We start from the raw sequence: 21,583 nt of genomic DNA, 5'->3' as shown, positions 1-21,583 counted from the left end.
TTCGGCTACGCTCAGCATGACCGTTTAAATGAAAACTGCCTCCCGGAATCAATGCACATACGGCCCCCAGTCCTCCTCAAAATAGCGCACCAGCACCTGGTTATTGAGCTGGTTCACCTCGGTGGGCACTTCGCTCATGTCGGGCGGGAAGCGAAGCATGTCGTGAATGGTGGCGGGGGTGATGTAGCGCAGGCCGGCCGGCAGCGGGCTCAGGTCGCCGCGCCAGCGGGTGTCGGGGCCGGCCAGCACGTAGCCCCACTCGCCGAAGGACGGCACGTAGAGGTGGTAGGGGATGGTGTGCAGGCCCACCGCCGCCAGCGTGTGCGCCACGCACCAAAACGACTGCCGGGCCAGAAACGGCGAGGTGCTTTGCACCACCAGCCGCCCGCCGGGTGCCAGCCGCTTGGCCAGTGCCGTGTAGAAAGCGGCCGAATACAGCTTGCCGATGGAGTAGTTGCCGGGGTCGGGAAAATCGACGATGACGGCGTCGTAGTGCGTTGTGTCCTGGCGAATCCACTGGTAGGCATCGGCGTTGATGACCTGCACTTTGGGGTTGTTGAGCGAGCCCTTGTTGAGGGCCAGCAGCAGCTCGTTGTGCTTGAACAGTTCGGTCATGCCCGCGTCGAGGTCCACCAGGCGGATGCTTTGCAGGCGCGGGTATTTCAGCAGCTCGCGCACGGCCAGGCCGTCGCCGCCGCCCATCACCAGCACCCGGCGGGCCTGCGGAAGGGCCTGCAGCAGCGGGTGCACCAGGGCCTCGTGGTAGCGGTACTCGTCGGCGGAGCTGAACTGCAGGTTGCCGTTGAGAAACAGGCGCAGCTCGCGCGGGTTGCGGGTGAGGACGATGCGCTGGTACGGCGTCGATTTCGAGTAGATAACCTGGTCCTGAAACGCCAGCGTTTCGGTGTAGGCCAGCAGCTTGTTGGCAAATGCGAACAGCGCGCCCAGCCCCAGCAGCGCCCCGGCGATGCCCACGGCAAAGCGCCGCCGGTAAGGCCGCGTTTCGGGGAAGCGGGCCAGCACCACGGCGGCCACGGCCAGGTTCAGGGCCCCGAAAACCAGCGAAGTCCGAATCAGGCCCAGCTGCGGCACCAGCACCAGCGGAAAAATCAGCGAGGCCAGCAGCGCCCCCACGTAATCGACGGCAAACACCCGCGCCACCAGCTCCTTGAAGGCGAAGCGGTGCTCCAGAATCCGCATCAGCAGCGGGATTTCCAGGCCCACCAGCACGCCCGTGAGGCCCACCAGTGTGTAGAGCAGCAGCCGGAACGAGGCCACGTACTCGAAGCTCACGAACAGCAGCGGCGCCATGCAGCCGCCCACGATGCCCACCAGTATTTCGAGCCGGATAAACCAGCGCAGCAGCGAGCCTTCCAGGAACTTCGAGAGCCACGAGCCGATGCCCATCGCAAACAGATAGGCCCCGATGATGGTGGAAAACTGCGTGACGGAGTCGCCCAGCAGGTAGGAGGCCAGCGTGCCGGCAATCAGCTCATAAATGAGCCCGCAGGTGGCAATGACGGCCACCGCCGCCAGCAGCAGCCCCGGCAGCCGGGCCTCGGAGCCGGCCTTTCCGGCGGCTTCCGGCGCGGGCGCTTCCAGCAGCTCAGCCATGAATGGCGGCGCTGATGATGAGGGCCACCGACAGCATAAACGCCGCGCCCAGAATGGCCAGGGCCGTGTTCTGGTCTTCCAGAATTTCCTTGCGGAGCGTGCCCGGCGTCAGCTTATCGAACACGAAAAAGCTGACCACCAGCAGCACAATGCCCAGCAGCGAGTACACAATGGAGGCCAGCAGCGGGTGTAGATGTAAGTCGGTCATAATGCGAAGGTTACTTGTGATAGTAAAAGCCGTGGCCGGTGCGTGCGTGGCCGCTGCCGGGCGCGTTCAGGGTTTCGGTGCTCTCGTTGTCGTCGCCGAGCAGGCGCGTGCCCGTGGCCGTGCCCCAGGCAAACCAGCCCAGCGGCAGCAGCAGCAGCAGCGCGTAGAGCCACACGGGGCGCAGGAAAATCAGAAAGCGTTCGAGCATGGGACGTTTATTCGGAAGAGGGGCCGTAGTCGCTCTGCTGCCAGCGCTGGGTTTCGTGGGTGGCGCGGCGCAGGTATTGCCAGGTGGGGTAGATGAGCAGCAGCAGCAGCACGATAAAGAAATTCGACCACAGCGGCGGGTCGGCCGTCACGCGCACTTCGATGCCCGGTGCGGCCGGGCCGGCTTCGGTGAAGGGGTAAAAGTTGAGGTGGTAGCGGCCGGCCGGCACGCGCGAGAGCACGGCGTCAGCGTCGCGGCTGCCTTCGGTCCAGCTTTCGCCACCTTCCACGCCGTTGTAGAACTCAATGTTTTTGGTGAACTCGAAGCCCTGGCCGGTTTGCTCGTTCACGAGGCTCACGGGCAGTTCCAGCCATTGGTTGTTCAGGGTCGTGACGAGGTCGACCTGCAGCGCGGCCTGGTGGTCGAGCGTGAACGAGGGCGTTACCATGACGCGGCCCGTGCCGGGCGCCGCCCTGGCCGTGGTATCGGCCTGCACCTGCAGGCTGGCTTTCAGCAGCACCGCGTCGGGCCGGCGGATGTGCTGGCCAATCTGCACCAGCAGCAGCGCAAAAAAGGCGACGGTGGTGAGCAGCCGCAGCGCAGGCCAGCTGGCCTGCACCGGGTCGGGCTGCACCGCGCCGATGCCTTCCCGCGAAGGCATGGCGCTGCTGCTCAGGCCGAAGGCGCGCGCGACGTCGCGGGGCTCGACGTGCTCGACCCGGTACCAGGCCACGGCGTTGTCCGGGGTGCGCTCCTGCACCAGCATCCGGGGCGGCAGGATGTATTCGGCTATTTTCAGCCGGTCGTCGCCCTCAATGTCCCAGTCGAACTCGCCCACAGCCCACAGCACCCGCGCCTGGTAGCGGTTGTAGAGCTTGTAAGTGCCTTCGGGCATGACCACAAACCGGCCGCTGAGCTTGTTGTGCGCTATCTTTTCCTTGTGGGGCTGGATAAACATCCAGTGCCCACGGTATTGCGAAAGCTGGGCGTAGTCGCCGGTTTCGGGCTGGTAGAGCTGGTATTCCGTCCAGCGGTATTGCTCCGAGCGGTACTCGCAGCGCTCCACAAAGCCCACCACCCGCCACCGCCGGTCCTTCAGTTGCCCCAGCGTGCCCAACGGCAGGAGCGGAGTTTCGTGCGTCGGCGCTTTGTAGCTGCCCAGTACCTTCGGCGTTTCCTCGCCCGAGTACCGGAAGTAGGCGTGGCAGTTGGGGCAAGCATAGTATTCGCTGCCCTGCACGTCGTAATACGTGATGCTGGTGTGGCACGCCGGGCAGTCCAGCTGGGCCGATTCGGGCCGGGGAGTCAGGCGGTCACTCATCGGCGGACTTCGGTTTTGTGTTGCTCCGTGCCCCCGAAAAACGCCAGCGTGGCCGCGTATATCCCGCGCACCGCTGCCGAGTTATCGCGCCGGAAGTTCGACAGAAACACGTCGAACGTGGCCAGCCCGTGCTCCGGCCAGGTATGGATGCTCAGGTGCGACTCCGTCAGGGCCAGCACCGCCGTGAAGCCGCCCGGCCCGTCGGCGTCGGCCGGAAAGGTGTGGTAGGCCTCGCCCACCTTGGTGAGCCCGAAGGCCAGCACCTGGGCATCGAAAAACGCGCGACAGGCCTCGGCATCGCACAGGGCCGGCGCCGGGGCCGCAAAAGTGGCCAGTATGTGCAGGCCGGGAGCGTATGAAACCATGGGAAAGGCAGGAGCAGGCTGCAAGATAGTTGGCGCGGTCGGTTGTTATTTGGGAAGTCCTTTCCCGAAGTATCGCCCAAACCGGCGGCACATTACAGCCCGCCCGCCCTCCGCATGACGGCCACCATCCTCTCCGAAAACCGCATTCCCGACCTGCCTTCCGCCTCGGGCGTCGAAATCATCGGGCCCGTGGCCTACGTCATCGGCGACGACTCGCCTTTCCTGTACCTGCTCGATGCGGCCACGCTGGCCGTGCGCTCGCGGGTGGCGCTGTTCGAAACCGATGCCTTCGGCACCGGCCGCATTCCCAAAGCCGCCAAGCCCGACCTCGAAGCCATGGCCGCCCTCACCTGGCCCGACGGGCAGGCCGGCGTGCTGGTGCTGGGCTCGGGCAGCACGCCGGCCCGCGAGGTGGGCTGGTTTGTGCCGGTGGCCGGGCAGGCGCCCCGGCTGGTCGATTTGGGGCCGCTCTACCAACTCCTGCGGGCTGGGCTGCCGGCTGGCGTCACCCTCAACCTCGAAGCCGCCGCCACCACCGAAACCGAGCTGCTGCTGTTTCAGCGCACCGTGGGCCGGGCCGATGCGGCGCTGCTGCTGGTGCTGCCCCTGGCGCCGGTGCTGCGCCAGCTGGCCGGCGTAGCGCCCGCCGAGCTGCCCCGGCCGCACCAGCTGGTATTTGAGCTGCCGCAGATTGATGGCTGCCCGGCCGGTTTCTCCGGCGCCACCTTCGTGAATGGCCGCCTGTTCGTGGCGGCATCCGTCGAAAATACGATGGACGCCATGCTCGACGGCGCGGTGCTGGGCTCCTTCATCGGCACGGTCGATGTGCTGGGCCAGAAAGCCACTTTCGCCCGCCTGGGCTGGGCCGATGGCCGCCCGTACTACGGCAAAGTGGAAGGAATTGCCGTGCGCCAGCAGCTGCCCGACGGACAGTTTGAGCTGCTGCTCGTGACCGATGACGATGCGGGCGGCAGCACCGCCGCAACCGCGCACCTAACGCTCTGAAATTTAGGCGGCATGCGGCGGCTACGGCTGCTCCCGCAGCCACGCCACGGCCGCTTCCTCCGCGTCGAACAGACGGTAGGTGTAGGGCGAGTGCGCCACGTCGTCCATCACCTTGTTCAGCACCTGGCGGGCGGCTTCGGTGCCGGGCACAATCACGGCCCCGTACAGCGCGTAGCCGTCGCCGGTGCTGCGGGCCAGCCACTCGTTGCCAATCCAATGGCGCTCCTGCTCGGTGAAGGGGAGCATGGCGCGCTGGTCGGCCAGCAGCTTGTGCCAGCCGTGGCGGCGCAGCAGCTGATGGGTGTGGGTAAGGAAGGCCTGAAAGGAAGTGAAATCGCGGGCACCCGCATTGTATTGTACCAGGGCATAGCCGTCGGGGTGCTCCATGAGGCGCCCCACCGGATTCTCAAAATATAAACGCATGATATGATAATACGCTGATAAAGAAATAAATAAAACGATGAAAAAGCACTGCTTCTGTGCTGCAGTGTCACCTCATCTGGCCCATCCTACGCGGAAAAGAATGTTTGGTTAGGCAAACAGCCAACTACCCCCGCCATGACGTAAATTTGTTGACCCAGGCCGAAAGCTGCCCTGCCGCGCTCTACCTCCCTCCATGAATTTGCCCTCCCGTCCCCAGGAAACCCTCTACTTTCAAAATGCAGCCGGCAAGCTTTATTACCAGCCCGCCGGCTTCGTGCGCCTGGCCTGGAGCGCCGAGCGCGCCCCGCTCGACGCCCTGAAAGCCTACTACGCCCAGGCCCTGGCCCTGATGCTGAGCACGGGCACCCGCAAAATTCTGTCGGAGCACGGGCAGCGGCCGCCGCTGTCAGGGGCGGCCCAGGAGTGGCTCACCAGCGAGTGGATTCCGCAGGCCATTCGGGAGGCCCGGGCCCGCTACTGTGCCATTGTGGAAGGCAGCGACCCCCTGCACCGGCTATCCACGCAGTCGGTGGTTTCGGCCTCGCCCGGCGGGCTCATTTTTCAGCGCTTCAACGCCATGGAAGCCGCCGAAAGCTGGCTGCTGGCGGCCGATTTGAGCAAGTAAAAACGTTGAAGCAGCCGCGTAGCGGCGGGCGGGAACCAGCACGCTTTCAATAAGAAAAAGCCGCGTAGCGGCGACAGATTCCCGTAGGTTTCTGTCGCCGCTACGCGGCTTTGGTGTTGTCAGGCAGCGTATTGGCTATAAGCCTGTTGCCGCGACTTCCGCTGCTTCCTCGGGCTTGCCCTCGGCTGCCAGCGCGGCCTTGCTGGCGGGGTTCACCTTGCGGCCGCGCGGGGTTTCCTCATCGCCCAGCACCATGCCCCAGGGCTTGAGCGGCTCGATGCGGTCGAACACGATTTTGACGATGGCAATGACCGGCAGGGCCAGAAACATGCCCGCCACCCCGCCAATGGCATTGCCCACCAGCACGCCCACAATGGCCACCAGGGCGTTGACCTTGATTTTGGAGGCCACGATGCGCGGGATGAGGTAGTGATTGTCAACGAATTGAATGAGTACGTAGGCCCCCAGCACGGCCAGGGCATGGCCATAGCCGGCATGGGCCACAAAGGCCATGAGCATGGGCAGCGCGATGGCAATCATGCCGCCGACGTAGGGGATGAAATTTAACAGTGCCCCCATCACGCCCAGCAGCAGGGCGTAGGGCACGCCAATCAGGAGCAGCACCGTGACGTTGAGCGCGGCCACGATGCTGCCTTCAATCAGCAGGCCTACCATGTAGCTCTGGATGGCGGCTTTGCTTTCGCGCAGCACTTCGCTCACGCCGGTATCGCGGCGCCGGCCCGAAAAAGCCTGCACCAGAAAATCGACCAGTCGCTTCTGGTACAGGAACAGCAAAAAGATGTAAACCGGTATCAGCGTGAACGATACCACCAGGCCCGATACCGCCGAGAGCGTGCCGCCCAGCAGCCCCTGTGCTTTGGTGCCGGCCTCGCTCATCCAGCCCTGCAGCTTCTGGTCGCTCACGCCGAAGCGGCTTTGCAGCCACTCGTGCACCTGCGACCAGGTTTCGGCAAATTTCTTTTTGAACATCGGCATCTGGTCCGACAGCTGCGCGGCCTCCATCGAAATGAAATACACCAGGCCCAGCACCACGGCCACCCCCAGCACCACCGTGAGCGTGATGGCCAGCAGGTTGGGCACCCGCCGCCGCCGCAGCCACTGCTCCACCGGGTGCAGCATGATGGCAAAAATGGCCGCAAACACCAGCGGGAAGATGATTTCGCCGGCAATGTGCAGCGTGAACACCAGCAGCGACAGGCCCAGCAGCACCAGCGGCGCTTTCACATAGAGCGGAAACTGCAGCTCGCGGGGTTGGTTGTCGGGTTGGGGCAGCATCAGAGAATTTGGGTAAGCCCGGCAGATTTTTCGGCCGGGAAGCTGGCCACGCTTACGGGCCGACGGCCGCCACGTTGCCCCGGCCCCGCCAGTGGCGGCAAAACCTCGGCCGGCGCACGCCGGGGGCGGCTGGCCGACCGGCTAGCGCGTGAAATCCGATACCATCTGCAGAAACATGGGCGAAGGCACTTCCGTGCGCTGGCCGGTGGGCGTGAGCAGGCCCGACTGCGGGTCGACCTTGTAGCTGACCACGTTGTTGGAGTTCTGGTTGGCCACCAGCAGCAGGCGGCCGGCGGGGTCCAGGGTAAAGTTGCGCGGCGTCTTGCCCTGCGTGTCCACGTCCTGAATGGGCACGAGGGTGCCGTTGTTGCTGTCGATGGCAAACACGGCAATGCTGTTGTGGCCCCGGTTGGAGGCGTAGAGAAACAGCCCGTTGGGCGCGACGTGAATGTCGGCGCAGGAATTCTCGCCCGCGTAGCCCGCCGGCAGCGCCGACACCGTTTGCAGTTCGCGGAAGCGGCCGGCCGCGGCGTCATACGCCAGCGCCGTGATGGTCGAATTCAGCTCGTTGATGAGGTAGGCGTGCCTGCCATCGGGGTGAAACGTGAGGTGGCGCGGCCCGGCGCCCGGCTTGGCCACAAAGGCCGGCTCGGGCTGGCGCGTGAGCTTGCCGGCGGCCGGGTCGAGGCGGTAGGCATACACCTGGTCGGTGCCCAGGTTCACGGCGAAGGCGAACTTATTGGCGGGGTCGGGCAGGAGGCAGTGGGCGTGCGAGGCGTTCTGGTTTTTGTGCGGGCCGCGGCCGGTTTGCTGGTCGGTGGCGGGCGGGCCGAGCTGGCCATCGGCCTGCACCGGGTAGGTGCTCACGTTGCCGCCCAGGTAGTTGGCCACCATGGCCATCTTATTGCTGCGGTCGAGGCTGATGTAGCAGGGCGAAGCCCCGTTGGACGGCTGCTGATTGAGCAGCTTCAGCTCGCCCGATTTCTGGTCCACGGAGAAGGCGCTCACGCCGCCGCCGGCCGCGCCCTTGTAGGTCTGGGTTTCGCTCACGGCGTAGAGAAAGCGCCGGCTGGGCGTGAGGGTGAGGTAGGTGGGGCTGGCCCCGCCGCGCTGGGCGCTCACCCGCGTGAAAGCCCCGGTGGCCGGCGACACGCGGTAGAGGAAAATCGTGTTTTCCTGCTCGCCGGCCACGTTGGTGCCCACGTAGAGCAGGTAGTCTTTGGCAGTGGTGCTGACGCGGGCAGGCTGCGTGCAGCCAGCGGCAAGGGCAACGACGGCGAGCAGGCCGGGCACGCTGGCAAGGCGCCAGCAGCGGGAAACAATGGGGTGGGCCATGGATAAGGGCAGGGATGAGCTGCAAAAATGCAACAATCCAAGCCGAAGGCCATGCCTTCACGCCGTTTCGTCGGGCATCGGGCGGTTACTTTTGCTCCCAGACCCGATTTTCTCACCAGCCAGCGGCCCCGTACCGCGTCCCTCACTCGCTCATGTCAAGCCCGCAAACCCAGACCCAGTTAGCCAAGGAAAAACAGCTTGTTGCCGCCACCGCCGCCGGCTGGGTGCGCGATGGCATGACCGTGGGCCTGGGCACGGGCAGCACGGCCGCGCCGTTTATCGAGCTGCTGGGCAAGCGGATAAAGGAAGAAGGGCTGAAAATCCAGGCCACGGCGACTTCAAAGGCCAGCGACGAGCTGGCCCGCCGCGTCGGCATTCCGATGGTGGAGCCCCGGCGCGGCCTGCGCTTCAACCTGACCGTGGACGGCGCCGACGAGCTCGACCCGCAGCTGCGCCTCATCAAAGGCGGCGGGGGGGCGCTGCTGCGCGAAAAAGTCATCGCCACGGCTTCCGATTACCTGCTCATCGTGGGCGATTCCAGCAAGGCCGTGCCGCAGCTGGGCCGCTTTCCGCTGCCGCTCGAAGTGGTGCCCTTCGCCCTGCCCTGGGTGATGGATGCCGTGGCGGCTCTCGGCGGTGCGCCCGTGGTGCGCGTCGATAAGCTAAAGCCCGAAGCGCTGGCCCAATCCGACCAGCACAACCTGCTGGTGGATTGCCATTTCGAGGCCATTGAAAACCCGGAAGCGCTGGCCCTCAAGCTGAAAACCATCCCCGGCCTGGTGGAGCACGGCCTGTTTCTGGGGCTGGCGCGGGCGGCGGTAATCGTGCAGCACGGCGAGGTACAGGTGCTGCGGGCCGGCGCAAAAGCCACTGCCGCCAGCGACTTTGCGGAACTGCCGTAAGCACGTTCGCCGTCCACCGTCTTTTTCAGCGCCTGATGCCCGTATCTACCCGTTATTCGCTCCCGGCCGTGCCGGCCGTGTTGCTGGCCATCGTGAGCGTGCAAGGCGGGGCGGCAGTGGCCAAAAGCCTGTTTCCACTGCTGGGCGCGGCCGGCACTACCAGCCTGCGCACGGGGCTGTCGGCGCTGATGCTGGTGCTGGCGGTGCGGCCGCAGCCGGGGCAGCTGCGGGCGGCGCAGTGGCGGGCGGTGGTGCCCTACGGCCTGGTGCTGGGGCTGATGAACCTACTGTTCTATTGTGCCCTGGAGCGCATTCCGCTGGGCCTGGCCGTAACGCTGGAATTCATTGGGCCGCTGGCCCTGGCCCTGGCGGGCTCGCGCCGCTGGACCGATGCCGTGTGGGCCGTGCTGGCTGGCGCCGGCATTGCCCTGATTGCGCCCTGGCACAGCAATGGCGTCGATTGGGTTGGCCTGGCCCTGGCGCTGGCGGCCGGTGGGTGCTGGGCAGTCTACATCGTGCTGGGGCAGCGCACGGCGGCGGTGCTGCCCGGCCAGCAGGCAGTGGCCATCGGCATGCTGTTTGCCACGCTGCCGGTGCTGCCGTTCGGCATAGCCAGCGGCAGCCTGCTGGGCCTCACGCCGTACCTGCTGCTGCTGGGCGGGCTGTTGGCGCTTTTTTCCAGCGTGCTGCCGTTTTCGCTCGAAATGCAGGCGCTGCGCACCATGCCCACGCGCACCTTCAGCATACTCATGAGCCTGGAGCCGGTGGCGGCCGCGGTTTCGGGCTGGCTATTGCTGGGGGAGAAACTGCTCGTTGGCCAATGGCTGGCCGTGGCCCTGATTGTGGTGGCCAGTGTGGGGGCCACGCTCACGGCCCGCCCGCCGGCCGCCGCTGCCTGACAGGCCCTGGTTGACTATAAAAGAAAAGGCCACCTGATAGGTGGCCTTTTCTTTTGCATAAAAAACAGCTCAGGATGCTCGCGCAAGTCCTGACGACTTTCTAAAGCGCTTCAAGCTCCGAAGCAGCGGCTTTGTCCAGAAACCAGTGCGCCTCGCCTTCTTCGGGGGCAATGAGCTGCGCGGGATATTCTTCCACGTCCCGCTCGCCTACCAGCACGCGCCGCACGGCCGCCGCTTTATCGGCCCCGAACACGAGGAAAGCCACGGCGCGGGCCTGGTTGATGAGCGGAGCCGTGAGTGTGATGCGGTCGGCCTTCAGCTCCTCCACGAAAACGGCTTCCGTGCTGGCGGTGGTGGCGTGCAGCACGGCCGTGTGCGGAAACAGCGAGGCCGTGTGGGAATTGTCGCCCAGGCCCAGCAGCACCAGGTCGAAGCGAGCCGGCCCGGCACCGAAAAAATCGTTGATGGCCTGGGTGTACGCCGCTGCCGCATCGTTGGGCGGGAGCGAGGTATCGACCGGGAAAACCTGCGCCGGTGAGATGCTGAGCGGGTCCAGCAGCGCGGTTTTGGCCATCAGGTAGTTGCTCTGCGGGTCGGTGGCGGGCACGTTGCGCTCATCACCGAAAAAGAAAAACACCTGCGCCCACGGCACCCGCTCGCGATAAGCCGCCGAGGCCAGCAGCTCATACAGTTTTCTGGGCGAACTGCCGCCCGAAAGCGCCACCGAGAACCGGCCCCGCGCCGCGACGGCTTCGTGCGCCTGCTCCACAAAGAAGTCGGCCAGGTGGTGCAGCACCTCCTGCACCGAATCGAAAACGTGCTGGGCCATGGCTATTTCTTGTCGCTGAGGGGCAGGGTGAACCAGTGGAAGCCGTCGCGGGCCACGAGGGCTTCGGCCACTTCGGGGCCCCACGAGTCGGCCGAGTAGTTGGGGAAGCTCAGGCTGGGCCGGCTCTGCCAGGAGGTGAGGATGGGCATCACCAAATCCCAGGCTTCCTCCACCTGGTCGCCGCGCATAAACAGCGTCTGGTCGCCGAGCATGGCGTCGAGCAGCAGGGTTTCGTAGGCCTCCGGCGTTTCGTTGGTGTAGGTGCCTTTGTAGTCGAACACCATGTCCACGGTGTTCAGCATCATGTCGAGGCCGGGGCGCTTGGCCTGCACCTGCAGCCGGATACTCATCTCGGGCTGAATGCTGATAATCAGGCGGTTTTTGCGCCAGCCCTCCGCCGTTTCGGCCGGGAAGATGACGTGCGGCACGTCCTTGAACTGGATGGTGATGATGGACGCCGAGCGGTGCAGGCGCTTGCCGGTGCGCAGGTAAAACGGCACGCCCTGCCAGCGCCAGTTGTCCACGAAAAACTTCACCGCCGCGAAGGTTTCGGTGCTGGAGGTGGGGTTGGCGTCGGGCTCCTCGCGGTAGCCGGGCACCTGCTTGCCCTCAATCCAGCCCGGCCCGTACTGCCCGCGCACGGCCGACTCGCGCACCATTTCGGGCGTGAAGCGGCGCATGGCGCGCAGCACGTCCACCTTGCGGTTGCGCACCTCGTCGGCGGTAAAGTTCACGGGCGGCTCCATGGCCACCAGGCACAGCAGCTGCAGCAGGTGGTTCTGAATCATGTCGCGCAGCGCGCCGGAGCCGTCGTAGTAGCCCGTGCGCTCGCCCACGCCCAGCTGCTCGGTCACCGAAATCTGGACGTGCTCGATGGTATTGCGGTTCCAGAGCGGCTCCATGATGGCGTTGGCAAAGCGGAAGGCCATGATGTTTTGCACCGTTTCCTTGCCCAGGTAGTGGTCGATGCGGTAAATCTGGCGCTCCTCGTAGTGCTCGGCCAGCAGCTGGTTCAGGGCCCGGGCCGATTCCAAATCGTGCCCGAAGGGCTTCTCAATCACAATGCGCACGCGGGCCGGGTCGGTGCCGGCGTGGCTTTTGGCAATGCCCGTGGCAATGGTGGGGAAGAACTCCGGCGCCACCGCCAGGTAATAAATGGCGTTGGCGGGCGCGTTCCACTCTTTCTCAAAGGCGGCAATGCGCTGGCCGAATTCCTCGTAGGCCTGCGGCGTTTTTACGTCGGCCACCTGGTAGCTGATGTGGGGCGCAAACTTCTCCCAGACCTCTTTTTTGGCCTTGCCGCTGCGCGAAAACTGGTTGATATCGGCCAGCAGCTTGGTGCGAAATTCTTCGTCGGTGAGCTTGGTGCGGCCCGTGCCGATGATGGCAAACTGCGCCGGCAGCCAGCCGTCCAGAAACAGGTTATACAGCGCCGGCGTGAGCTTGCGGGCATTCAAATCGCCGGTGCCGCCGAAGATGACGAAAACGGTGGGCGGAATAGTGGTTTTGGAACTCATGTGGTTAGGTGCGAAGGGGAGGGATGAAAAAAACAGTTGTCATCCTGAGCGCAGCGAAGGACCTTGTCACGTTTGCAACGGCTGATTTTGCGGCAAACTGTTTCCCGGTGATAAGGTCCTTCGTCCTCGCTTGAGGCGCGACATGCTCAGGATGACAGTGGGATACCTAGCTGTTCGGCTTCACCGGCTCCTTCTCGGGGCCGCCTTCCTCCACCTGCGCGTCCTGTTTGTTGGCCGCATCTTCGTGCTCCGGCGTCCACTGCGTGTGGAAAACGCCTTCCTTGCCAATCAGCTCATAAGTGTGCGCCCCGAAGTAGTCGCGCTGGGCCTGAATCAGGTTCGAGGGCATGCGGCCGGTGCGGAACGTATCGAAGTAGCTCAGCGACGCGGCGTAGGCCGATACCGCCAGGCCGCCCGTGACGGCGGCGGCCACCACGGCGCGGGCCCCACCCGCCGACTCTTTCACCAGGTGCTGCACCTGGCCATCGAGCAGCAGGTGGGCCAGGTCGGGGGCCTGCTGGTAGGCGTTGAAGATATCGTTCAGGAAGCCCGAGCGGATGATGCAGCCGCCGCGCCAGATTTTGGCAATTTCGGCCAGCTGCAAGTTGTAGGAAAAATCCTTCGACGCCTTGGCCAGCAGGTGCATGCCCTGGGCGTAGGTAATCACCATGCTGAAATAAAAGGCCTGCTCCAGCTGCGCCAGAAAGGCCTCGCGCTCTACCGGCAGCGGCCCGGCGGCCGGGCCGTAGATGCCGGCCAGCTGCTCGCGCAGGGCTTTGTATTTGGACAAGTCGCGCATCGAAACGGCCGTGTCTACCGTCGAGAGCGGCACCTCCAAATCCATGGCTACCTGCGAAGTCCACTTGCCCGTGCCCTTGGCCCGGGCCTCGTCCTTGATGTCGTCGAGCAGCAGGTGGTCGGTGCCCGGCGCCACGAAGCCGAAAATATCCTTCGTAATGTCGAGCAGGAAGGACTGCAGCCGGCCCTCGTTCCACTTCGCGAATACCTGGCCGATGGCGGCATTGTCGAGGCCCAGGCCGGTTTTCAGCACGGCGTAGGTTTCGGCAATGAGCTGCATCAGGCCGTACTCGATGCCGTTGTGCACCATCTTCACGAAGTGCCCGGCCGCGCCGGGCCCGATGTACGTCACGCACGGCTGGCCATCCACCTGCGCGGCAATGGCCTCAAACATGGGCTGCATCACGGCGTAAGCGGCCTTGTCGCCGCCCGGCATCATGCTGGGCCCGAAGCGGGCGCCTTCCTCGCCGCCGCTCACGCCCATGCCGAAAAAGTGGAAACCCGCGGCTTCCACCGCCTTGGCGCGCCGCTCGGTATCGGTGAAGTGCGAGTTGCCGCCGTCGATGATGATGTCGCCGGGGGCCAGCAGCGGCTCCAGCTCGGCAATCACGCTGTCCACGATGGGGCCGGCGGGCACCAGCATCATGATGGCGCGCGGCGTTTTGATGCTGGCCAGAAAGTCGTTGAGGTTGCTGAAGCCTTCGGCGGGCTTGCCGGCGCCTTCCTTGGCCAGCAGGTCAATTTTATCGGGGGCTTTGTCGTAGCCCGCCACGGAAAAACCGTGGTCGGCCAGGTTCAGCAGCAGGTTGCGGCCCATGGTGCCGAGGCCAATCATGCCAAAAGAATGACTAGGGGAAGTTGCGCTCATGCGGAGGTAAGGGGTTAGGGTTGGAGTCGTAAGTACGGCAGTAGTGAAAAAACCGGTCAGAAAAGCCGGGAGTCAGGGCGAAAGTTTTGGGAAGGTCGGGATAGTTTTTTCTTCGGCGCTTACCGGCGTACTGCCAACGCCTGCTGCGCCCCGGCCCGCCGCCGCCCGCCGCCCGCGCCTCAGCAACGCCTTGAAATACCGCAGCAAGCCAGCCGGGCAGCTGCCCACGCCGGCTCGCCGCAGGTGCCCGGGCCGGCCGGAAAGTCGGCCACTGCAGGTGTAGGATGCATGAACGCGCAAGCCGGTTGCCGCCTCATAAAACATTCATTTCATGCCCATTAATCTTGTGTTAAAAATGGGCCGGCAGTCTCTGGTGCCGGTTTTCGAGCGTAGTTATTTCCCCGCCATGCCTTTTTTTATTCACCAGCGTTCCAACGCCTCTCCGGTAGTAGCGGCCCAGTGGTTTCCGGGCCAGCAAATGGCCGGAGTGACCGATGAAAGCCCCGGTCACCCCGGCAGCGGCGGCCTGCTCCCGAGCCCGCCGCACGCCTACCTCATCACCCCCAAAGGGCGCTTCACGCTATTTGCCGGCGACTGGGTAATCACCGAGCCCGAAGGCCGGGTGCACGTTTGCCAGGACCACCTGTTTCGGCAGAGCTACGCCGCCGTGGAGCACGGTGAGGCCGCTTCTGCAACGCCGGCTCCCGCTCAGCCCGCTACCCTGTAGGTAACCGGTATCCTTTTGGTAATTCATAACATAGCGGCGAAAAGGGGGCAATAATTTTGAGGCGTCAACCAGGAACCGGGCTTTCCAGCCCTTCCCTTTTCCTCCGTCGCCTTTATGATTACCGACCTTTCTTCCAAATCCCTCACCGAGCTGATTTCGCTGGCCGGCCGCACGGCCGTTGTCACCGGCGGCACCTCGGGCATCGGGCTGGCCACCGCCCGCCGCTTTGCCGAAGCCGGCGCCACGGTGGTGCTGGCCGGCCGCAACGAAGCAGTGGGCCGGCGCGCCATCGCCGAATTGCCAACGGCGGCCGGGCAGACGCACCGTTTTGCCTCGTTTGACCTGACCGACCCCACGGCCGTGGCCGCCGCCATTGCCGACGTGGTGGCCCGTCACGGCGCGCTGCACATCTGGGCCAACGTGGCGGGCATCTACCCCTTGCAGGACACGCTGGGCGTGACGCCCGAGCAGTGGCAGCAGGTCATTGCCACCAACCTGAGCGGGACGTTTTTCGCCAGCCGCGAAGCTGCCCGCCAGATGAAAGCCCAGGGCACCGGTGGCGTCATCCTCAACACCCACTCCACCGGCGCCCGCAACACCCCGCCCGGCGGTATGGCCGCCTACGTGGCCTCGAAGGGCGGCGTCGAAGCCCTGACCAAAACCCTGGCCCACGAGTTCGGGCCTGCCGGCATTCGGGTGCTGGCCGTGTCGCCCACCATGACGGCCACCGAAGGCATTGAGCGGCAAGCCGCTGACTTGCAACAGCTAACCGGGCTGGACGATGCCCCCGCCATGTTTGCCGCGCAGCTGCCGCTCCGCCGCATTGCTACGCCCGACGAGGTGGCCCGCGTTTTCTTCTTCGCCGCCTCCGACCTCTCGCTCATCATGACCGGCAGCGAGCTGGCCGCCGATGCCGGCGAGCTGGTGCGGTAAGCCCCCGCAGCCCTGCACGGCTATGCTTCGAGCGCAACGGCCGCTTCCGCTGCCTTGGTGCGCGGCTGGCCGATGACGGTGGCGTGGTGCAAGTGCCCCCATTCGTACATCGCATGGATGACGTTGCCCAGGGTTTGGGCGTGCTCGGTGGCGGCGTACTCCACCGTCACCGGCCGGGTGTCGCACACGGTGCGCGTCACGAGCTTGTTCTGCTCCAGCTCCTGCAATTCCTTGGACAGGATGCGCGGGGAGATGCCAATTTTGCGGCTCAGCTCCTTAAACCGTTGCTTTTCTTCGAGCAGCACGGCCAGAATGACCAGCTTCCACTTGCCGCTGACCACGTCTAGGGTGTCGCGCACGGCGCGGTGTGCGTCGCGGCACCCACGGGAGGAATAAGGTTGAGGATGCATGATTGGGCTGCGGCTAAGTCGGTATCCATTGAATAGCGGGTAACAAACTTACGAACAATCCGGCGCCTCGCAGTCTGCTGCCAGCCGTGCGCCCTGCTACCCTTTTCCAGGGCCTGATTGAGTAGAATTCGGCCTGCAGCCAAATCAGAATGTTTTAATCATCCACTTCGACATGACCACTAAGTCACGCAATATCCTCGGCTGGATACTGACGGGCCTCCTCGGCCTGATGCTGCTTGCCTCCGCCGCCGATAAAATCTCGGGCAGCGCCCACGCGCTGCAAATGGGCGGCTCGTTCGGCCTGACGCCTGCCAGCTACCGCACGCTGGGCCTCCTCGAAGCGGCCTCGGTGCTGCTGCTTCTGTTTCCGCGCACCGGCGTATTGGGCACGCTGTTGCTGTCGTCTTACCTGGGTGGCGCCATTGCCACGCATTTGCAGCATCAGCAGGGAATTTTGTTCCCAATGGGCATCGAAGCCCTGGTGTGGATTGCGGCCGTCATCCGTTTTCCCGAGCTCCTGGAACGCCTGCTGGGAAAACGCGCCGCGTCCACGGCCCGCTAAGATGGCTGCCACTGCAGCCGGGGTTATGGTGCAGAACACTGCGTCGGTGGCGCTTGCCAGGCCCATAAACGGCCAATGGCCACTGGCACGGCCTTACGCCGTGGGCCTACCTTTGCCGGATGGAGTTTCAGAAAAAGAAGTACACGTTTCGCGGCATGGACGGCTATGCCGGTTTCCGCAACGGCCAGGAATACGAGCTCGAGCTGGGCCTGACCGCCGCCGACGATGAGCGCCCGGCCGAAATCGTCATCATCAACCCCGTTTCCCGCCTGTGGATGCATTGCAGCAAGCAGGAGTTCGCAGCAAGGTGGGAGAAAGCGTAAGGACAGGCTCCGCAATTGAACAGAGAATCATGCTGCACGGAAAGGCCCCATCGCGGGGGCGCCCTGCCCTGCGCATCTTCTTCGTTCAGGCCCGATGCCGGCACCTTCGCGGCCCTGGCGGGCTGAGTAGCGCTCAGGCATGAGGAAGGATGTGGGCGCTGCACCAAACGCTGCACTAGCGGTACTTAGCCTATGGCTACCGGAAGGCGGAGGCGCACGTAAGCCCCCGAATGCAAGCCATTGCCGATGTCGATAACGCCGCCGAGCAGGGTCACCCGGTCACGGATGTTGCGCAGGCCCAGGCCAGCGCCTACGGACGCATCGGCGGCAAAGCCCGGCCCGTTGTCTTCCACCCGGAGCAGTACGAAGCCCGGCACATTTTCCACCTCCAGGCGGGCGAGGGTCGCGCCGGTAGCGTGTTTGACGACGTTCTGTATCAGCTCCTGGGCCATGCGGTAGAGGGCCAGTTCGAGCGCGCCCGGCAGGAGTGGCAGCACTTTGTCGAGCTCTACCCGGCAGCTCACGCGCAATGTCGCGCCGCTCATCTTCTGGCACAGGTCCTGAATGGCATTGGCCAGCCCAAACTCTTCCAGCACCATTGGCACCAGCTCGTGCGAGAGTGCCCGTACCTGGCGGATGGCATCGGCCAGGAGCTCATCGGTTTCCTGCCGCAGGGCATCGACCTCCGCGTTGGGAGCAGGGAGCAAAAACCGCGATTTTTCCAGCCGCAGCTTGACGGCGTAGAGCATCTGGCCCAGCCCGTTGTGCAGGCTCTCGGCAATGCGCTTGCGCTCGGCTTCCTCGGCCTGCTGCACGGCGCCGAATAAGGTATGCTCGGCCAGTTTACGCGGCGTAATGTTGGTGGCCGTGCCTAGCCACTCGCTAATCTCGCCCTGGGCGTTGCGCACGGGCACGGCCCGCGAACGCACCCAGCCCACTGAGCCATCGGCCTGAAATACCTGATGCTCGTGCTCAAACGTGCGCTGGCCCTGGATGGCCTGCGCAACCCAGGCCAGCACCTGCCGCTGCTGCGAGGATGGGATGTAGGTCGTCAGCCACGTTTCGGTGGGGGCCAGGGTGTCGGCCAGGAAGCTTTTGCCAACCAGGCGGTACATGTAGCGCCAGTCGGCGCTCATCTTGTACACGATGTCAAAGCTGGCGGCCAGGAACAGGCGAAACTCCTCTTCGGAGTTAAACAGGGTTGCTGTGGTCGCAGGTTGAGTAAACGGGTCCTTTTCCATGTGTGTCAGCAGAGCAAGAATGGTGATAAACTGCATCACCCAAGCCTTCCACAGATTGGGTAGCGGCTAATCCTCAATGCCTGCCTACGTAAAATGCCGTACGTTCTATGCGCCACTTCCGAAAAAATGCACCTTTTTTGCTCCCGAAAGCGCCTCCCGGCTAACTGACCCGGAGGGCTTTAGGGAGCAGGAGAGCCGCTGCCGTTGGTCGGTGAAGCCCAGAGCTACCAGCGGCCGTAAGCAGCATCGTTTTGCAGGTGCAACATCCATTAGTCGGGCAAGGTAAGTTCATCAGGCTTCGGCCTGCTCGTCCAGCCCCGGAAGGCATCCCGCTTCCTGTCGTTGTCGGCGTGCACTCACTTCTTCGAGAGGGTGATTGTGATGTGTCCTGCCGGCCGGTGGACGTGAGTGCCCGGTTCGGGTACTGGTCGGCGTAGTTGAGAGAAACCGGACGGATTCACTTGCTCCTGAGCGTCCCTGCAATCCTGCCTGAAGCGCACCAGCGAGAGTATCAGTTGGCTCCGCCGCCAGCCGGTTCACGAATACCTCGTTGCCTTGGCCAGCGCCTGCCCGGTGAGCAGGTTGCAGGCCTGCGTCTGCTTGGCCAGCAGGGGCAGCGTGCTGCCGGCCGCGGCCGTGGCCTGCTCCAGCGCCGCCTTGTAGTCCGGGCCGCGCAAGGCCGGGGGGAGGCTGGTCAGGCAGCGGCCCAGCTCCTCGTCGAAGAGCTGCGGCGGCCAGCCAATTTTCAGATTAAGAGGCCATATCGTCTTACCGATGATGACCTAAAGCAGCACCGCGCAGGTGCCATCGGCCCGAACGGGCTTGCGGAGTTTGATTTTAGCAGAGAAATTCATTTGCTAAACGGTTGCTAAATGCCCACATGCAGAAAGCCGAAAACCGGCCCTGCTCAGCGATGAGTAGGGCCGGTTTTCGGCTGATTAAAGCGGTTTTTCAGTTAGAAAAACCGTAAAAAGTACCCGGAGCCGGAGTCGAACCGGCACACCTTGCGGTATTGGTGTTTGAGACCAACGCGTCTACCGGTTCCGCCATCCGGGCAGGATGAGCTTTGTCAGAACAAATCCGCTCTGCCGGTATCAGGAGCGGGCTGCAAAGGTAGCTAGCTGCTGCTGGATGCGCAACAGATACCGCTTTTTTAGGTAATAGGTGCGGATTTGCTGAAGCGCGGCCGGGCGGTGGTCAGGGGGGAGTTGCTCATAGCCAGCGAGAACAGGTTCGGTGCCAGCGTCGAGCGTTGCTGCCAAGGCAGCTACTTCGGCGGCCACTGCCGCGTGGGCGGCGGCGTCAGGCTCCATTTCCAGTTCCATCAGCTGCTCGTTGAGGTCCATCATGTCCATCAGGAAATCGGGCGGGAGCTGCTCCTGCTTGCCTTCTTCGAGCAAGCCGTGCCGGCGCAGGAGGTAGGCCATGCGCTGGTCGGGGTCGGAGAGCGTGCGGTAAGCGTCGGTGTTGAGGGTGGCCTGGCGCAGCATCTCGGCCTGGTTTTCGGACGAGGACGTGGCGTGGAAATCGGGGTGGGTTTCGCGGCTCCTGGCGTAGTAGCGGCGCTTGAGAGCGGCTTCGTCGAGGCGGAAGGATTCGGGCAGGCCGTAGAAGGCAAAGTAGTCGGGCGTATCGGGCATGGGGCAAAGGTAGGCGAGCGCAGGGCCCGCGAATTGCAAGCAGTACCGTCAAAACCGCCCGATGGTTTTGCCCGGTTCGGCGGCAGAAAATCGGGACTCGGCTAGAATGGCAGGGTGGGCGCAGCCGCCGTCCTGGCTTTTGCGTTAAGAGCGAAATATTTCTTTTTTATGGCTCTTTCCAAATTATCCTTCATTCAATTGAGGTTGCGGGCGGCTAGTCTTTTGCCGCTGCTGGTGCTGGCCGTGGCCTGCGGCAAAAAAGACGATGCCGACGGAGCCGCGGGCGGCGGAGCAAATGGGGGCGGCAAAGGCAAAGACGGCAAGGACAGCGGTCCGCCCAAGGTCTTGCCCTACGCCGTGGTGAAGGTGCAGCCCCGCACCGCCGTGCTCTACAACGACTTCCCGGCCACCATTCAGGGCCAGCAGAACGTGGAAATTCGCCCCAAAGTCGATGGCTTTGTCGAAGCCATTTATGTCGACGAAGGCGCCTCGGTGCAGAAAGGCCAGCCGCTGTTTCACATCCGGGCGCCGCAGTACGAGGAGGCCGTGCGCACGGCCGAGGCCGGCATCAAAACTGCCGTGGCCGATGTGAACACGGCCCGCATGGGCGTCGAAAAGCTGCGCCCGCTGGTCGAGAAAGACATTATCAGCCCCTATGCGCTGAAGGAGGCGCAGTACACCCTGCAAAGCAAGGAGGCCGCGCTGGCCCAGGCGCAGGCCACGCTGGCCAACGCCCGCACCAACGTGGGCTACACGCACATCACCAGCCCGGTGAAGGGCGTGGTGGGCACCATCCCCAACAAAATTGGCAGCCTGGTGAGCAGTACCTCCGCCGACCCGCTTACCACCGTGACGGGCATCGCCAAAGTCTACGCCTACTTCTCACTCAACGAGAAAAACCTGCTCAATTTCACCCGCGACATCCCCGGCAATACGCTGCAGGAGAAGCTGGCGCGTTTTCCCGACGTGCAGCTGCTGCTGGCCGACGGCACGCTCTACAAATACAAAGGCCGGGTTGAAACCGCTATTGGCCAAATCAATACTGAAACCGGCTCCAGCGGCTTCCGGGCCTCGTTCGTCAACCCCGACGGCCTGCTGCGCAACGGCAGCAGCGGCACCGTGCGCTCGCCCCGCACGCTGAAGGACGCGCTGCTGGTGCCGCAAAGCGCTACGTATGAGCTGCAGGGCAAGCAATTCCTCTACACCGTGGGCGCAGGCAACAAGGTGCACAACACGCCTATTACCACGCAGCCCACGCCCGACGGGCAGTTTTTCGTGGTGCGCGCCGGCCTGAAAGCGGGCCAGACCGTGGTGCTCGAAGGCGTTAACGGCCTGAAGGACAACGGCCAGATTGTTCCCCGGGCGGTGAAGGCCGATAGTGTGTACGCGGCTTCGCTGGCGAAGGCGGGGAATGAAAATAAGTAGAACGTCATGCTGAGCGGAGTCGAAGCATCTCTACTGCAGTAGTCAGCCGAATCGATTGAATTAGCTATGCGGTAGAGATGCTTCGACTCCGCTCAGCATGACGTTCTGA

24 protein-coding genes and 1 tRNA gene are annotated in these 21,583 nt (G+C 64.1%); 9 read left to right on the top strand and 16 right to left on the bottom strand.

From position 1 onward, the window contains the following. Positions 1-48: 48 nt before the first annotated feature. Genes ACYVHT_RS00710 through ACYVHT_RS00690 form a run of 5 tightly spaced genes read right to left on the bottom strand, consistent with a single transcriptional unit; the run spans position 49 to position 3,716 of the window. Entirely contained in the window at positions 49-1,614 is a 1,566-nt protein-coding gene (locus ACYVHT_RS00710) for a spermidine synthase (protein ID WP_460546915.1), read from the bottom strand. Next, positions 1,607-1,822, bottom strand: a complete 216-nt coding sequence (locus ACYVHT_RS00705; RefSeq protein WP_460546913.1) for a DUF350 domain-containing protein — start codon at positions 1,820-1,822, stop codon at positions 1,607-1,609. Before ACYVHT_RS00705 ends, ACYVHT_RS00710 begins: the two co-directional genes overlap by 8 nt. 10 nt (positions 1,823-1,832) lie before the next feature. After that, complete coding sequence (locus tag ACYVHT_RS00700) at positions 1,833-2,030, bottom strand: hypothetical protein (RefSeq protein WP_460546910.1); 198 nt, start codon at positions 2,028-2,030, stop codon at positions 1,833-1,835. A 7-nt stretch (positions 2,031-2,037) separates the two neighbouring features. Then, positions 2,038-3,351 (bottom strand): DUF4178 domain-containing protein, encoded by a 1,314-nt coding sequence (locus tag ACYVHT_RS00695; protein ID WP_460546908.1) that lies wholly within the window; start codon positions 3,349-3,351, stop codon positions 2,038-2,040. Then, entirely contained in the window at positions 3,348-3,716 is a 369-nt protein-coding gene (locus ACYVHT_RS00690) for an S-adenosylmethionine decarboxylase family protein (protein ID WP_460546906.1), read from the bottom strand. The genes ACYVHT_RS00695 and ACYVHT_RS00690 overlap by 4 nt, the downstream gene beginning before the upstream one ends. Before the next feature lie 114 nt (positions 3,717-3,830). Between ACYVHT_RS00690 and ACYVHT_RS00685 the strand changes: the two genes are divergently transcribed. Further along, entirely contained in the window at positions 3,831-4,721 is an 891-nt protein-coding gene (locus ACYVHT_RS00685; RefSeq protein ID WP_460546904.1) for a DUF6929 family protein, read from the top strand. Positions 4,722-4,742: 21 nt separating this feature from the next. Here the strand turns inward: ACYVHT_RS00685 and ACYVHT_RS00680 are convergent, their stop codons facing one another. Beyond that, positions 4,743-5,144: a hypothetical protein gene (locus tag ACYVHT_RS00680; RefSeq protein WP_460546902.1), complete on the bottom strand. Its 402-nt coding sequence runs from the start codon at positions 5,142-5,144 to the stop codon at positions 4,743-4,745. A 193-nt stretch (positions 5,145-5,337) separates the two neighbouring features. On the opposite strand from ACYVHT_RS00680, the gene ACYVHT_RS00675 reads away from it, so the two are divergent. Continuing rightward, positions 5,338-5,769, top strand: coding sequence for a hypothetical protein (locus ACYVHT_RS00675; protein ID WP_460546900.1), 432 nt, complete (start codon positions 5,338-5,340; stop codon positions 5,767-5,769). A gap of 135 nt (positions 5,770-5,904) precedes the next feature. Here the strand turns inward: ACYVHT_RS00675 and ACYVHT_RS00670 are convergent, their stop codons facing one another. Together ACYVHT_RS00670 and ACYVHT_RS00665 are read right to left on the bottom strand one after the other, a co-directional pair. Further along, positions 5,905-7,065, bottom strand: coding sequence for an AI-2E family transporter (locus tag ACYVHT_RS00670; protein ID WP_460546898.1), 1,161 nt, complete (start codon positions 7,063-7,065; stop codon positions 5,905-5,907). A gap of 141 nt (positions 7,066-7,206) precedes the next feature. Beyond that, positions 7,207-8,400, bottom strand: a complete 1,194-nt coding sequence (locus tag ACYVHT_RS00665) for a lactonase family protein (RefSeq protein ID WP_460546896.1) — start codon at positions 8,398-8,400, stop codon at positions 7,207-7,209. A gap of 152 nt (positions 8,401-8,552) precedes the next feature. Between ACYVHT_RS00665 and rpiA the strand changes: the two genes are divergently transcribed. Both rpiA and ACYVHT_RS00655 read left to right on the top strand, forming a co-directional pair. Beyond that, the gene (gene rpiA / locus ACYVHT_RS00660; RefSeq protein WP_460546894.1) at positions 8,553-9,302 is read left to right on the top strand and encodes a ribose-5-phosphate isomerase A; all 750 of its coding nucleotides are present in this window, start codon (positions 8,553-8,555) and stop codon (positions 9,300-9,302) included. 35 nt (positions 9,303-9,337) lie between these two features. Then, on the top strand, positions 9,338-10,201 hold the full coding sequence (locus ACYVHT_RS00655; RefSeq protein ID WP_460546892.1) for an EamA family transporter: 864 nt from the start codon (positions 9,338-9,340) through the stop codon (positions 10,199-10,201). Between the two features lie 100 nt (positions 10,202-10,301). Here ACYVHT_RS00655 and pgl read toward each other — a convergent pair whose 3' ends face one another. The 3 genes from pgl to gndA form a co-directional block, all read right to left on the bottom strand. Beyond that, positions 10,302-11,030, bottom strand: coding sequence for a 6-phosphogluconolactonase (pgl, locus tag ACYVHT_RS00650; RefSeq protein WP_460546890.1), 729 nt, complete (start codon positions 11,028-11,030; stop codon positions 10,302-10,304). Between the two features lie 2 nt (positions 11,031-11,032). Beyond that, a complete protein-coding gene (zwf, locus tag ACYVHT_RS00645; protein ID WP_460546888.1) occupies positions 11,033-12,547 on the bottom strand; it encodes a glucose-6-phosphate dehydrogenase in 1,515 nt (504 codons plus the stop codon). A gap of 166 nt (positions 12,548-12,713) precedes the next feature. Continuing rightward, entirely contained in the window at positions 12,714-14,213 is a 1,500-nt protein-coding gene (gene gndA, locus ACYVHT_RS00640; RefSeq protein WP_460546887.1) for an NADP(+)-dependent, decarboxylating phosphogluconate dehydrogenase, read from the bottom strand. 406 nt (positions 14,214-14,619) lie between these two features. Here gndA and ACYVHT_RS00635 point away from each other — a divergent pair, with 406 nt between their 5' ends. Together ACYVHT_RS00635 and ACYVHT_RS00630 are read left to right on the top strand one after the other, a co-directional pair. Next, entirely contained in the window at positions 14,620-14,940 is a 321-nt protein-coding gene (locus tag ACYVHT_RS00635; RefSeq protein WP_460546885.1) for a hypothetical protein, read from the top strand. A 114-nt stretch (positions 14,941-15,054) separates the two neighbouring features. Beyond that, positions 15,055-15,873: an SDR family NAD(P)-dependent oxidoreductase gene (locus ACYVHT_RS00630; RefSeq protein WP_460546884.1), complete on the top strand. Its 819-nt coding sequence runs from the start codon at positions 15,055-15,057 to the stop codon at positions 15,871-15,873. Positions 15,874-15,893: 20 nt separating this feature from the next. Here ACYVHT_RS00630 and ACYVHT_RS00625 read toward each other — a convergent pair whose 3' ends face one another. Continuing rightward, on the bottom strand, positions 15,894-16,232 hold the full coding sequence (locus ACYVHT_RS00625; protein ID WP_460546882.1) for a winged helix-turn-helix transcriptional regulator: 339 nt from the start codon (positions 16,230-16,232) through the stop codon (positions 15,894-15,896). A 223-nt stretch (positions 16,233-16,455) separates the two neighbouring features. Between ACYVHT_RS00625 and ACYVHT_RS00620 the strand changes: the two genes are divergently transcribed. Both ACYVHT_RS00620 and ACYVHT_RS00615 read left to right on the top strand, forming a co-directional pair. Further along, on the top strand, positions 16,456-16,845 hold the full coding sequence (locus tag ACYVHT_RS00620) for a DoxX family protein (RefSeq protein ID WP_460546880.1): 390 nt from the start codon (positions 16,456-16,458) through the stop codon (positions 16,843-16,845). Between the two features lie 119 nt (positions 16,846-16,964). After that, positions 16,965-17,168 carry a hypothetical protein gene (locus ACYVHT_RS00615; RefSeq protein ID WP_460546878.1) on the top strand — a complete coding sequence of 68 codons (204 nt, stop codon included), beginning with the start codon at positions 16,965-16,967 and terminating at the stop codon, positions 17,166-17,168. A 185-nt stretch (positions 17,169-17,353) separates the two neighbouring features. Here the strand turns inward: ACYVHT_RS00615 and ACYVHT_RS00610 are convergent, their stop codons facing one another. From ACYVHT_RS00610 to ACYVHT_RS00595, 4 genes are all read right to left on the bottom strand, one after another. Then, entirely contained in the window at positions 17,354-18,409 is a 1,056-nt protein-coding gene (locus ACYVHT_RS00610; protein WP_460546876.1) for a PAS domain-containing sensor histidine kinase, read from the bottom strand. Positions 18,410-18,945: 536 nt separating this feature from the next. Further along, positions 18,946-19,086 (bottom strand): hypothetical protein, encoded by a 141-nt coding sequence (locus ACYVHT_RS00605; RefSeq protein ID WP_460546874.1) that lies wholly within the window; start codon positions 19,084-19,086, stop codon positions 18,946-18,948. A 297-nt stretch (positions 19,087-19,383) separates the two neighbouring features. Beyond that, a tRNA-Leu gene (locus ACYVHT_RS00600) sits at positions 19,384-19,465 on the bottom strand. A gap of 38 nt (positions 19,466-19,503) precedes the next feature. Then, the gene (locus tag ACYVHT_RS00595) at positions 19,504-20,049 is read right to left on the bottom strand and encodes an iron-sulfur cluster co-chaperone HscB C-terminal domain-containing protein (protein WP_460546872.1); all 546 of its coding nucleotides are present in this window, start codon (positions 20,047-20,049) and stop codon (positions 19,504-19,506) included. Between the two features lie 168 nt (positions 20,050-20,217). Between ACYVHT_RS00595 and ACYVHT_RS00590 the strand changes: the two genes are divergently transcribed. After that, positions 20,218-21,474 (top strand): efflux RND transporter periplasmic adaptor subunit, encoded by a 1,257-nt coding sequence (locus tag ACYVHT_RS00590; protein ID WP_460546870.1) that lies wholly within the window; start codon positions 20,218-20,220, stop codon positions 21,472-21,474. Positions 21,475-21,583: the final 109 nt, after the last annotated feature.

This window comes from Hymenobacter daeguensis (assembly GCF_054780555.1).
Note: the sequence above shows the minus strand (reverse complement) of the source record. Positions and strands in the feature narration are given on the sequence as shown.